The following is a 12,802-nucleotide window of genomic DNA, read 5'->3' as shown; positions in this document are numbered from 1 at the left end:
TAGCGCAATGACCCGGCGTAGCCTCTGTTTAATACTCGTCGCCGCGCACCCGACTGCGATAGCTTTCCCAGTCGAAACGCACCCACAGGCTGTTGCCCAGGCGCATACGGTCCATGACGCGCTCGCCCAGCAGCGCATTCATGCCTGCATGGTCGAGGTTGGATAACATGCCGGTCGGGCGTTTCGATGAAGAACGGCGATCGACAATCTGGTTGATAATCACTTTTTCGTAGCGTGACTCGCTCTGCATACCGATCTCATCAATCACCAGCAGATCAACACTGCTGAGATCCTGAATCAGTCGCTCTTCGGTAATGCCGCTGCTGCCGCTGAAGGTGCCCTTCATGCTCGACATCAGATCGGCGACCGTCACGATCAGCACGCTTTTACCGCGCAGGATCAGGTCATTACCAATCGCAGCGGCCAGGTGGTTTTTACCGGTGCCAGGACGCCCGGAAAAGACAAAACTGGCGATGTTGCCATCAAACTCAGCGGCGTACTGACGTGCCAGCTCCAGCGCTTTGCGCTGTCCCTCGTTCTCGACCCGGTAATTATCAAACGAGCAGTTCATGTGCAGCTCGCGAATGCCGGAACGGCCCATCACGCGCTGCATCTTCATTGCGCGGTTCTCACGCACAATGGCCTCTGACCGCAGACGACCCTGCTCCTGATTCCACGCCAGCAGCTCTTCGCCATTGGCAAATTTAGGACGGGTGCCCGCAGGCATCATTCTTTTCAGACGGTTAAAGAGATCATCTGGCGTTTTCATCATTCACCTCGGAAACCATCGGGAATGGTACGGTCTGGATCAGGCAACTGCGTGATATCACGCTTCGGTTGCCCGCCGTTTGCGGCGCGGTTCATCTGAATGCTGCGCGCCAGCTTCTGTTGCCACTGCACATGATGGAACATCCGGCCTTCCGCCTGCCAGTAGGCCACAAAGGCCGCCAGCTCGCCGGGCGTCACCGGTTCACTCAGCGCCACGCCCCAGATGGCGGCCTGACGCGTAAAGTCGGCATCCGGCTGCCAGCCCGGATACATGACAAATTTACCTGCTGGCGTGTGGATTGCGGCGGGCGCATCGTCATAGAGGCTGTCATCCAGTGCGACATCATTCGGCTGACGGGCGGCGGCTTCCAGCGCCAGCAGTTCAGCCAGACGCGCCGGCGTGATGGCGTACATCACCGGCGCATAATTATCTAACACCGCCAGCGTGCCCTTTTCCGCCTGCTGCAGGGCAGTCAGCGGATCCTGTCGGAAGGCATCCAGGCCAATGAGCGTTGAAGTTAAGATTTTAGCTGACATGAAAAGACCTGAGGTTAACGAACACCTTGCGCCGGGAACCTGTCGCCGACGCAGAAGTGTTTATTGTACCTGTTTTGAGGGTGCGGATCGCTTAAAAAGGGCCGTAAGCAAAGAGCCAGATAGCGATGTGATGATGACTACCACCAATAACCTGATTATCAACCGGATGACCGGGTTGTCGCACAAGAAATGGCTGAAGTGCTGCCAGTGTCAAATCAGGGAATTTAACGGAGATACAGGCTGGGAAGGTAACAGAGCAAAAGGTCGATCATTAAGTGCATCAGAGAATCCTGTACGTCCTCCAGCTCAGGATTCTGGTGCACGGCAAACGGCGGATAAGATTGCTGCCTGAGCATGCTTTAGTGGCAGACAGGAGCCTGATATTTGGGTTAAGTCATGAATGAGGTATGATGCGCTTACTTTATAGCCACAAAGTTCATGAGGGATTATGACTGAAGGATTTTTTTTGTATCACCTGGATAAAACCACTTGCGGCGGACGGATTCTAAGCGGTGCATCTGATGACACCTACATCATCGGCGGCATTGAGCGTCAGCAAGTACGGACGGGCGATCCGGTGACATGCGGTAAGCATGAAGGACGCTTTCGCGTCTGTGGCGGTATGGGGGACACCTATGAGGTGAACGGTGTCCTGAAGGAGTGGGCGGGTTCACTTCACAGTTACAGCTCCTGTCCCTGTCGTGCCCGGTTTATTCCCTCTGTCAGCACACACACTTACGAGATCGACAGCAATGCCGGCCGTGCGGCCGAACGGGCTGAAGCTGCGGAGAGAAAAGCACAGCAGTCTGAGCCTGAACAGCGTGCACAGGCAGCGAAGAAGAAACGGGAAATCACGCTCACCATCGGTGTGTTTTTCGATGGGACGGGCAACAATGCGAATAACAGCGGCGACCGGCAGGCCGCTTGTTCCGGTGAACATTTTGGGATGAATGATGCGGAGGCTACGTCTGGATTAGAGCAGTGCCTGAGACTGAATCGTGGAGTCAGCGGTACTGCAGCTGGAAGCTATCTGGGATATTACAGCAACATATACTGGCTTAATACGCTGTATAGCCCGGATGTGAGGCCCGATACGGGAACCGGTCAGTATGCCATTTATATCGAAGGTATCGGTACGGAGGACGGCACGGGCGACAGCACTTACGGGATGGGTACCGGCCGGGGCGATACCGGTGTAGTGAGAAAAACAGATAAAGCTGTTGCCATACTGGCTGCCGCTATTCAAGGGTATTTCAACAGACACGCCGCTGCGCGAACCTGTGTCATCAAAGAGCTGCAGTTTGATATTTTTGGCTTCAGCCGTGGAGCCGCAGCGGCGCGGCATTTTGCCAACCGGATATTCAGCCAGGACAGCACCATTGTCTCGGCAATTAAGATCGGGCTGGGTGATGTTGAGTTCTCTGGCACGCCCGGCGGTAAAACCCGATTTCTGGGAATATTTGATACCGTAGCTGCCATCGGAACGCCAGTCAATGGCCTAAACCCGCACAGTGCAGATACGGGTGAGGTTAACCTGGTGCTGCGTCCGGGCGTGGCGGAAAAGGTATTTCATATCACCGCGCAACACGAATGCCGGTTTAACTTTGCGCTAAACAGCCTCAAACCGGCATGGCCGGAGCTGGCTCTGCCGGGTGCGCACTCAGACATTGGCGGAGGTTACAACCCGGAGGAACGCGAAGCCTGTTTCCTTACCCGGCCGGAGTTTGAAACCGTACCACTCTCTACTCCCGATACAGAAACGCGGATTTATCAGCAGACCTGCGCGCAGCTTAAAACGATGGATGGCTATCCAGCGATAGCGCCGCTGCTGAATGCAGTGAAGGTAAGTGCAGATGTCTGGCATGACGACAGAATGCCAGCCGATCGCTACGGAATACTACAAAAGCGCAGTGGTGCGGCGCTGGTTATTGACAGGCTAACACGTAACGACTGGTCGAAGGTGGTGCTACGGGTGATGCTTGATGCGGCACAGGATGCCGGTGTGGTGTTTGAGCCTGTCGATGAGACTAATCCTGATTTCGCGCTGGGGGCAGAAATGAACGCATTGAGTGAAAAAGCAATTGTCATGGGACGTGCAGTCCGGAATAGTCAATCTGTACAGGGCTTTACAACTTCCGAAATCCTGATGCTGGCCGAAAAATATATTCACTGTTCAGCCAACTGGAACGGTGTGGTGAGGAATAATCAGGGAATGATCAGTGGTGCAGTCAGACCGGCAAAGCTTGTGACCTTTACTAACCGGCCAGACGAGCGCTGGCAGCGTACGGTTTACGATATGGAAGGAAATAAAATATGGAAATAAAAGGCATGGCAGGGCTTTTTACCATTCTCGCATTGACTGGTTGTCAGGGAGAAGCACACACAACTGGTGCTCCTCAGAACGATGAGCCGACAGAATGGACCTTTGATTTTTTCACCCCAAAAGCACTACCGGCATTGGTGACGTACGCAGTAGTTCAGGACGCCGATGATAAAGTTTATGAATTTAATACCCTGAACCGTACATCTGCTCTGCCAGGGGTTATCGGACAGTGGAATGACAATGATCGTGCTTCTGGTGGCTACTGGAATCACGTTGAGCATCCGCCAAGGCATATTATTTTCTGCTGGGACTCGATTATCGATAAAAAGGTGTACCAGACCACTCTGACTATACCTAAACCCGTACTGGATAAAATGATCAGGCCGGCTGAGCAGAAAGACTATTGGGGGAGAACGGCATATTACAACAGAGTACAGATTGGTCTGGCTCCCGAGGGAAAGGTAGCTGTCTGGCTGCAGGGGATCAATGCGGAGCCTAACTATCGCATCACGCCGTCAGTCCTGAAAACTTTATCGGGGGATAAACTGGATATCTGTAAAGGGATAACCAAACATCCAAATGGATATAAATACTATGGAGACACGCCTGCCTTTATCAAGGGAAAAAAATACCCTTACGGTAAATGGTAATCATAACGTTAAGCTCTAAAGGATTTCCTCAGAATCCTTTAGAGCATACCTGTGAATTAAAAAGCATCAATACAAGAACGGTTTATAATCAGGAATTGCCAAAATCTCCTTTCCCTGGTCGGATCGCCAAAAAAAGCACGACCGCGGTCAGTGAGAGGTTATCGGAGACGTAGTATGACGGGCAGCGGCGGGTTGGGTCGCACTGACAGCGGCGATCGGACGGGTCTGCCATAAATAGCGCACCGAGGCGAGCCAGCAGAGGCTGTATCCCAGAAGCTCGGTCCCCTCTTCGGCCATGTTTTTCACCACGCGGTTGTAATCGCCCAGCATCAGGTGCTGCCACAACGCATGAATACCAAACAGTCGTGAGAAGACCAGCACCACTAAAAAGCCGGAGGCCATCACCGGCCAGCTGCGGTGTTGCAGCAGCCTGGCCAGCGCATGCAGGGTTTTTTTCGGCGTCCGCAGCGCGACGGCCAGGCAACCGGCCGTCACCGCCAGGGCGAACCAGATCCAGCTGCCATGCTGGATGGCATCAAACACAAAGTCGAGCTCACGGATCAGCATACAGCTATAGAAGCCCGCCACTAAGGTCAGCGCGCCGCGCTGAGCCGGACGGCGCTGGGCCGCAATAAAGAACAGGGCGGCAATCACCGCCAGCATGATTTCCTGGGTGGTTTCAGTAAAAGAAGTTTCGTGCAGCGCATCATTCATCCAGGCCACATCAATATAGATGGGCAATATCATCAGAGCGAGGAAGAGTGCTGCCAGTATGAAGACCGTCATTTCACGGCCAATAATAGTCAAATCGTTGCGCATTTTGTTACCAGTATAATGATTAGCGGACTCATTATATTTTAAACGCCCGATTCTCTTTCTCTTTTCATGCCCCGCTAGAAGCTGGCGCTAAAGCCAAAGGTGTAAAGTTGCTGCTCGTCGTTGTTCAGCGCTTCGCTTTGTGAAAATGACGCGAAAGCCGCCAGTTTATCGTTCAGTGGCATTTGTGCACCGATGCTTAAATCAATACCGTCAGACTGATCCGAGCCATTCGCCGCCTCGCGCCGGGGGGTCTGCGGCGTATCCGCCATCAGATAGTGGTAACTCAGTTGCGCCCAGGGCGATATCCATCCCTGCTGCGAATCAATGCGCCATCCGACGCTGGCGCTCTGCTCACGGCTCTGCTGATCGCTGTAGTCACATTGCAGACAGTTCATCTGCTGGGGATCGACCGCATACTGCGCCACCGGACCGGTGGTGAATGACGGCGCAATCGGCAGGTTAACGCCCGCCCGATAGCGTTTACCCAGCGGCGTAGTGCCTACGCTACCGGTTTCACTGTGCAGAGCGATGGGGGAAGCAGTGGGAGAATTAATCGCAGCTTCAAACAGGGCGCGGCTCTCATCGCTGAAAGCAAGTGGCGTCAGGGCGATCTTCTCCGCCAGAATTGTGTCGTAGTCGGGCAGAAAGTCAGCATGCTGAGGCGCAGAAATGCCGCCGCGGGCAAACGTCGGTTGCGTTAACATTAACAGCCCTACAGCACAGCAGGTCCGCAGACCTTTCCAACCGCTTCTCGGCAACATCGCATCTCCAGGCCAGGCTGAAGTTATTATCCGGCGTCTTAATGAATTTTTCGGGCCGTCTCTGTTATTTAACCGGTGATCGTTTAACTATCAACCGATTAATTCTAAGATCAAGCGGACCGCTAAAATATTCTCGTTATAAAGGAACAAAACGATGCAACGATGTGGCTGGGTAACGCAGGATCCCCTCTATCTGGCGTATCACGACAGGGAATGGGGTGTGGCGCAGAGAGACACGCGTGCACTGTTTGAGATGCTTTGTCTGGAAGGACAACAGGCGGGACTCTCATGGATTACCGTGCTGAAAAAGCGTGAAAATTATCGGGCAGCGTTTCATCAGTTTGATCCGCAGGCTATTGCGCAGATGGATGCTGCCGACATCGACGCGCTGATGCTCAACAGCGGCATTATCCGGCACCCTGGCAAAATCGCCGCCATTATCGCTAACGCTCGCGCTTTTCTTGAGATGAAAGCGAAAGGCGAGCATTTCAGCGACTTCGTCTGGCAGTTTGTCGATAACGTGCAAATTGTTCACCATTATCCTGATTACAGTCAGGCACCCACCACGTCAGAGCAGGCTATTGCGCTCTCGAAGGCGCTGAAGCAGCGTGGTTTCAAATTCATCGGCCCTACAATTTGCTACTCCTTTATGCAGGCCTGTGGGCTGATAAACGATCATCAGAGCAACTGTTTTTGCCATCCTGCCAATCAAAAGGCGTGATTCCCGGTAAATCAGGATTTTTCCGCACTACATTCTCTGTCACCAGACGGCATAATCGTGCCACTTATGGGAAAGGTTTTCCCCTGTGTGTCAAATGTAAGGGAACAAAAATGCAGAAGAAATTAATCGCCATCACCTTGTTATTAAGCGGCAGTCTGGCCCTGCCAGGTTGTACCACCAATCCTTACACTGGCGAATCTCAGGCGGGTAAGTCAGGCGTGGGCGCGGGCCTTGGCGCATTAGTCGGTGCCGGTGTTGGCGTGCTCTCATCGTCGAAGAAAGATCGTCGTAAAGGTGCGCTGATTGGTGCCGCAGGCGGCGCGGCCCTGGGCGGTGGCGTGGGTTACTACATGGACGTGCAGGAAGCGAAACTGCGTGACAAGATGCGCGGGACCGGCGTCAGCGTGACCCGCAACGGCGATAACATCGTCCTGAATATGCCAAACAATGTCACTTTCGACTCCAGCAGCAGTAATCTGAAACCTGCCGGTGCCAACACTCTGACCGGTGTTTCAATGGTGCTGAAAGAGTATCCGAAAACCGCGGTAAACGTCGTGGGTTACACCGACAGTACTGGCAGTCGCGCGCTGAACATGCGTCTGTCACAGCAGCGTGCTGAAAGTGTTGCCAGTGCGTTAATCGGACAGGGTGTTGCCAGCGATCGCCTGCGCACACAGGGTGCAGGCCCGGATAATCCGGTTGCCACCAACAGCACCGAAGCAGGCAAAGCACAAAACCGTCGCGTTGAAATCACGCTCACCCCGCTGGGATAGTCGCGGTCGCCCCCGACCGGGGGCGCACCTTTTCTGTAAAGCATCACGTTAAAAGCACCAGTAATGTGTCTGCGGATAGAGCCAGCAGAGGCCTTATGGTAGTCTGATCAAAAATTGATCAGTGGATTTGCCCCATGTCTCTTAAAGCCATCGCTGCAGTTTTAGGTCTTTCCGTTACGACTGTCAGCCGCGCCCTTAATGGTTATCAGGATGTCGCTCAGGAGACGCGTAAACGCATTGAAGAGGAAGCGCAGCGGCGCGGCTACCGACCTAATGCGGCGGCCCGGCGGCTGAAAACCGGCCGTGCTAATGCAGTAGGGCTCGTTTATCCGGTCATTGAATCTTCGCTGAGTGGTAGCGACTTCAGCGATATGCTGCTGGCACTGGATCATCATCTTGCCCGGCATGAAATTAACCTGCTGTTGCTGGCGGATAAACAGCAGCAGAGTCACTCAACCCTGACGCGCCTGCTGCGCAGTGGGGCCGCCGATGCCCTGATCGTCGGCCATACCACGCCAGATGACAGCCGACTGAATGCGCTAATGCAGACCAGTTTTCGCTTTCTGGCGCTGGGCCGCAGCGATCTGCCAGCCACCTATGCCTGGTTTGATGTTGATCACCTTGCCGGTTCACAACTGGCGGTGGGCTGGTCGCTGGCGCAGGGACGGCAGCGGATAGCCTGGCTCGGCAGCAATGAAAACAGCACGCGGGTACGTGACCGGCGTCAGGGTTATCTGACGGCGCTGGGTGACGTTGCGCCTTATGCGATGGCGGCAGTCGCACCGTCGCGCCGTGCAGGTTATCACCAGACGCGTGAGTGGCTGGCAGAGGACCCCGCGCCGGAAGTGATTATCACCGACTGCGCTGCGCTGGCTGAAGGCGCAGCCCTGGCGCTGCAGCAGGCTGGTCGGGCTGCGGGCGAAGACGCCATTCTGCTTGCAGGCTGGGAAGGATTACCGCGTGATGCGATTCTCGATCATCCCATTGCTGCGATTTGCCAGGCAACGCCGCATCAGGCGGGTGAACAGGTGGCTGACATGGTTATCAGGCTGATCAACGGCGAACCGCCGGAAACGTTACAGACCCTGTGGCAACCCTGGCTGCAATTACCGGCCTAGCACTTTTTGCGCCGGGCTTCGCTTGTGCTAGTCTCTGCCGGGTTTCTTATTTCGCAGGATATCTCATGAAAATCAGGCCGCCTCGTGCCACCATCAGCGATGTTGCTCACGCGGCACGAACCGGTAAAACCAGCGTTTCACGCTATCTCAATGGCGAGCTGCATCTGCTCTCTGCCGACTTAAAAGCGCGGATTGAACAGGCCATTGCGGATCTCAGCTACCGTCCGAGTCAGATGGCGCGCGGCCTGAAGCGCGGACGTACCCGCCTGATCGGGCTGATTATCGCCGACATTACTAATCCTTATTCCGTCGATGTGATGAGCGGCATTGAAGCTGCGTGCCGGGAGCAGGGCTTCACGCTGTTGATGTGTAACACCAACAACGAAGTGGATCTGGAGCAGCACTATCTGCAACTGCTGAGCAGCTATCAGGTTGAGGGCATCGTGGTTAATGCGGTCGGCATGCGTGAAGAGGTGCTCAGCCATCTGCAACAATCCCTGCTGCCGATGGTGCTGATTGACCGCAAAATTCCCGATTTTCCCTGCGATGTAGTGGGCCTGAACAATGCCGAAGCGGCCGAAACGGCCACACGCCATCTGGTCGACAATGGCTATGAGGCGCTGCTGTTTCTCAGCGAGCCCCTGGGCAGCGTGAATACGCGCCGCGAGCGTCTGCAGGCCTTCCGCCAGCTGCTGGCGGCGCATCCGCAGGTTGAGCATGAAAATGCAGAAGTGCCGCTGCACCAGCCTGCCGCACTGGATCAGGCGCTTCTGGCCTTCCAGCAGCGTCACAGCGGCAAACGCTGCGCAGTGATGGTGGCCAACGGCGCGCTGACGCTGCAGGTGGCGCGATCGCTGCAGCGGCTCAATCTGCACTGGGGTCGCGATATTGGCCTGCTCGGTTTTGATGAACTGGAGTGGGCGGCGCTGGCTGGTGTCGGCATTACCACGCTGAAACAGCCGACCTGGCAGATTGGCTTCAGTGCGCTGGAGCGATTGATTGCGCGCATAGAGGGCAGCGAATTGCCCATTGCCGAGCAGGTCTTCTCTGGTGAACTGATCGTTCGTGGCTCCAGCCAGCCTCTTGGCTGAATTTCAGATTTAACCTTCTGTTTACATGCTCGCTTCGTGAGCACGATCATAATTTCACAGTTTGCTGCTTTGCTTTGGAACCGGTTCCATTTAGGGTTTTTCTATTCGTTATGGGCAGACCTCTGCCATGGAGTAGAACATGAAACCTGACATTATCGTGGTGACCGCCGCTTATGGCCACACGCAGATCGCCGCACTCGGCGGTCAGGCTGCGCTGCTGCCAGTCATCCGGCAGGCGGGTGCTGACGGGGTCGAAATCCGCCGCGAACTGCTTGATGATGCGGCGCTGGCCGATCTGCCGGCGCTGGCCAGGGCGATAGCGGAGCATCAGCTGCATGCCAGCTATTCAGTGCCGGATACGCTGTTTTGTGACGGCGGCGAAATCAATCCACGCATAACCCACTACGTTGAAGAGGCACGCCAGCTAAACGCTCAGCGGCTGAAAGTGGCGCTGGGAGACTTTACGGGTGCGCTGCCTCGCGAAACGTTGCAGGCGCTGCTGGCGGATCTGCCGTTTCAACTGACCGTGGAAAACGACCAGACCGAACATGGCCGACTGGCACCGTCCGTCGCGTTTTTCACGGCGGTGCGCGAAGCCGATCTGCCAATTAGCATGACCTTTGATATGGGTAACTGGTGCTGGACCGGCGAGGATGCCGATCAGGCAGCGACGCAGCTGGCCGCGCAGGTGGGCTATGTGCATGTTAAAGCCGCCGTGCCGCATCAGGATAGCTTCCGGGCGATTGCGCTGGATGAGGCTGATGACCACTGGCGCACGCTGCTGCAACAGCTGCCCGCCCGCGCGCCGCGCGGTATTGAATTTCCGCTGGAAGGCGACGATCTGACTGCGGTGACGCGCCACTACGTGTCGCTGCTGCGTAACGTGTAAGGAACAGATATGACGCACACTAATCATCACAACGGTCCACTTGATGTTGTCACCATCGGCGAGGCGATGGCAATGTTTATCGCCCGCGAGACCGGCGATCTGGCCGCAGCAGAGACCTTTGTTAAACGCGCGGCGGGTGCAGAACTCAATGTGGCGACCGGCCTGGCACGTCTTGGCCTGAAAGTGGGCTGGGTCAGTCGTATCGGCGATGACGCTTTTGGCCGGTTTATCTGCCAGCAACTGGAAAAAGAGGGTATCGATCACACCCGGGTGACGGTCGATAAGCGCTATCCCACCGGTTTTCAGCTCAAATCCAAAGTCGATGACGGTTCCGATCCGCTGGTGGAATATTTCCGTAAAGGCTCGGCTGCCAGCCATCTGTCGGTCGATGATTTTGACGCGGACTATTTCGGCGCGGCGCGCCATCTGCACCTCAGCGGTGTGGCGGCGGCGCTGTCAGAAAGCTCATTAGACCTGCTGAAGCACACCGCCAAAGAGATGCGGGCACGCGGCAAAACCATCTCGTTTGATCCGAACCTGCGGCCGGTGCTGTGGCGCAGCGAAGAGGAGATGCGTAAGCAGCTCAATCTGCTGGCGGAATATGCCGACTGGGTGCTGCCGGGCGAAAAAGAGGGGCTGATTCTGACCGGTTATCGTCAGCCGGAAGCGATCGCAGATTTCTATCTCGACAGGGGGGTGAAAGCCGTCGTGATTAAAACCGGTTGTGACGGTGCCTGGTATAAAACCGCGCAGGGCGAACAGGGCAATGTTGCGGCGATTAAAGTCGATAACGTGGTGGATACGGTGGGTGCCGGTGATGGCTTTGCCGTTGGCGTTATCAGCGCGCTGCTGGAAGGTCGGTCGCTGCCGCAGGCGATTCGGCGCGGCAACAAAATTGGTTCGATGGCGATTCAGGTCATTGGTGACAGCGAAGGTCTGCCGACGCGTCAGCAACTGGGCGACGTGTAGTTCGCGCCCCTCTACAGTCACAGGAGTTCCCGATGAAAAAGCAGACAATCGCGCCAAAACGCTGGTGGTTCATCATGCCCATCGTGTTTATCACCTACAGCCTGGCGTATCTCGATCGTGCAAATTTTAGCTTCGCTTCTGCTGCCGGGATTAACGACGATCTCGGCATCACCAAAGGCATGTCCTCGCTGCTCGGCGCGCTGTTCTTCCTGGGTTACTTCTTCTTCCAGATCCCCGGGGCCATTTATGCCGAACGCCGCAGCGTTAAGAAACTGATTTTCGTTTGTCTCATCCTGTGGGGCGGCTGTGCCTCGCTGACCGGCGTGGTCAGCAACATTCCGATGCTGGCCGCGATTCGCTTTGTTCTGGGCGTCGTGGAGGCCGCCGTGATGCCCGCGATGCTGATCTATATCAGCAACTGGTTCACCAAATCGGAACGTTCGCGCGCCAACACCTTCCTCATCCTGGGTAATCCGGTCACGGTACTGTGGATGTCGGTGGTGTCGGGCTATCTGATTGAATCCTTTGGCTGGCGCGAGATGTTTATCTTCGAAGGCATTCCGGCGGTGGTCTGGGCGATTGCCTGGTGGTTCCTTGTGCAGGATAAACCGGCACAGGCGCGCTGGATGAGTGATGCCGAAAAAGCGGCATTGCAGGCTGAACTGCAGAAAGAGCAGGAAAATATCAAAGCGGTGCGTAACTACGGCGAAGCGTTCCGTAACCGCAACGTCATCCTTCTCTGCCTGCAGTACTTTGCCTGGAGCATCGGCGTGTATGGCTTTGTACTGTGGCTGCCGTCGATTCTGCGCAACGGTACGCAGATGGGCATGGTAGAAGCAGGCTGGCTCTCAGCGGTGCCGTATCTGGCGGCGACCATTGCGATGGTGGTGGTCTCCTGGGCGTCGGACAAAACCCAGAATCGTAAGCTGTTCGTCTGGCCGCTGCTACTGATTGGCGCGCTGGCATTCCTTGGCTCGTATCTGGTGGGATCGACGAATTTCTGGATGTCCTACACCCTGTTAGTGATTGCCGGTGCCGCGATGTATGCGCCTTACGGACCGTTCTTCGCCATTATTCCTGAGATGCTGCCACGTAATGTCGCCGGGGGCGCGATGGCGCTGATCAACAGTATGGGTGCGCTGGGGTCGTTCATCGGTTCATGGATTGTCGGCTATCTTAATGGAGCCACCGGCAGCCCGTCCGCGTCCTACATCTTTATGGGATCGGCCCTGCTGGTTTCGGTGTGGCTGACGCTGATTGTGAAACCGGCGCAGAACAAAGCGCCACCGCTGCAGGGTGCGAAACCGGCCTGAAAGCGTAAACGCTAGAGATTGTTGACCCGCTTTGGCTCAGGGCACTGACACCGTCCGCAAAGACGCAAAC

At 55.7% G+C, this 12,802-nt stretch carries 13 protein-coding genes; 9 read left to right on the top strand and 4 right to left on the bottom strand.

The window, feature by feature from the left end; genetic code table 11:
* Positions 1–28 precede the first annotated feature (28 nt).
* Positions 29–769 (bottom strand): replicative helicase loader DnaC, encoded by a 741-nt coding sequence (dnaC, locus tag K6R05_RS00155; protein WP_222925442.1) that lies wholly within the window; start codon positions 767–769, stop codon positions 29–31.
* A complete protein-coding gene (dnaT, locus tag K6R05_RS00150) occupies positions 769–1,305 on the bottom strand; it encodes a primosomal protein DnaT (protein WP_135907382.1) in 537 nt (178 codons plus the stop codon). Before dnaT ends, dnaC begins: the two co-directional genes overlap by 1 nt.
* Before the next feature lie 448 nt (positions 1,306–1,753).
* Here dnaT and K6R05_RS00145 point away from each other — a divergent pair, with 448 nt between their 5' ends.
* Entirely contained in the window at positions 1,754–3,628 is a 1,875-nt protein-coding gene (locus K6R05_RS00145) for a type VI secretion system family protein (protein WP_222924804.1), read from the top strand.
* Positions 3,619–4,278, top strand: coding sequence for a DUF2931 family protein (locus tag K6R05_RS00140; protein WP_222924803.1), 660 nt, complete (start codon positions 3,619–3,621; stop codon positions 4,276–4,278). The genes K6R05_RS00145 and K6R05_RS00140 overlap by 10 nt, the downstream gene beginning before the upstream one ends.
* A 147-nt stretch (positions 4,279–4,425) precedes the next feature.
* On the opposite strand, the gene K6R05_RS00135 is transcribed toward K6R05_RS00140, so the two are convergent.
* The gene (locus tag K6R05_RS00135) at positions 4,426–5,097 is read right to left on the bottom strand and encodes a hypothetical protein (RefSeq protein WP_222924802.1); all 672 of its coding nucleotides are present in this window, start codon (positions 5,095–5,097) and stop codon (positions 4,426–4,428) included.
* A 74-nt stretch (positions 5,098–5,171) separates the two neighbouring features.
* Positions 5,172–5,801 carry an autotransporter gene (locus tag K6R05_RS00130; protein ID WP_237566694.1) on the bottom strand — a complete coding sequence of 210 codons (630 nt, stop codon included), beginning with the start codon at positions 5,799–5,801 and terminating at the stop codon, positions 5,172–5,174.
* Positions 5,802–6,012: 211 nt separating this feature from the next.
* Between K6R05_RS00130 and K6R05_RS00125 the strand changes: the two genes are divergently transcribed.
* The 7 genes from K6R05_RS00125 (at position 6,013) to K6R05_RS00095 (ending at position 12,732) form a co-directional block, all read left to right on the top strand.
* Positions 6,013–6,579 carry a DNA-3-methyladenine glycosylase I gene (locus K6R05_RS00125; RefSeq protein WP_161733269.1) on the top strand — a complete coding sequence of 189 codons (567 nt, stop codon included), beginning with the start codon at positions 6,013–6,015 and terminating at the stop codon, positions 6,577–6,579.
* A 110-nt stretch (positions 6,580–6,689) separates the two neighbouring features.
* A complete protein-coding gene (locus K6R05_RS00120; protein ID WP_161733267.1) occupies positions 6,690–7,352 on the top strand; it encodes an OmpA family lipoprotein in 663 nt (220 codons plus the stop codon).
* 134 nt (positions 7,353–7,486) lie between these two features.
* Positions 7,487–8,470: a LacI family DNA-binding transcriptional regulator gene (locus K6R05_RS00115; protein ID WP_161733265.1), complete on the top strand. Its 984-nt coding sequence runs from the start codon at positions 7,487–7,489 to the stop codon at positions 8,468–8,470.
* Positions 8,471–8,535: 65 nt separating this feature from the next.
* A complete protein-coding gene (locus K6R05_RS00110; protein WP_222924801.1) occupies positions 8,536–9,561 on the top strand; it encodes a LacI family DNA-binding transcriptional regulator in 1,026 nt (341 codons plus the stop codon).
* A gap of 139 nt (positions 9,562–9,700) precedes the next feature.
* Positions 9,701–10,450 (top strand): sugar phosphate isomerase/epimerase family protein, encoded by a 750-nt coding sequence (locus K6R05_RS00105; protein ID WP_161733257.1) that lies wholly within the window; start codon positions 9,701–9,703, stop codon positions 10,448–10,450.
* Positions 10,451–10,459: 9 nt separating this feature from the next.
* Positions 10,460–11,419, top strand: coding sequence for a sugar kinase (locus K6R05_RS00100; protein ID WP_222924800.1), 960 nt, complete (start codon positions 10,460–10,462; stop codon positions 11,417–11,419).
* 32 nt (positions 11,420–11,451) lie between these two features.
* Positions 11,452–12,732 carry an MFS transporter gene (locus K6R05_RS00095; protein WP_150014500.1) on the top strand — a complete coding sequence of 427 codons (1,281 nt, stop codon included), beginning with the start codon at positions 11,452–11,454 and terminating at the stop codon, positions 12,730–12,732.
* Positions 12,733–12,802: the final 70 nt, after the last annotated feature.

Origin of the sequence: Pantoea alfalfae (assembly GCF_019880205.1) — a bacterium.
Lineage (GTDB): Bacteria > Pseudomonadota > Gammaproteobacteria > Enterobacterales > Enterobacteriaceae > Pantoea > Pantoea alfalfae.
The sequence above is the reverse complement of the archived record's forward strand: the minus strand, read 5'-3'. Positions and strand labels throughout refer to the sequence as shown.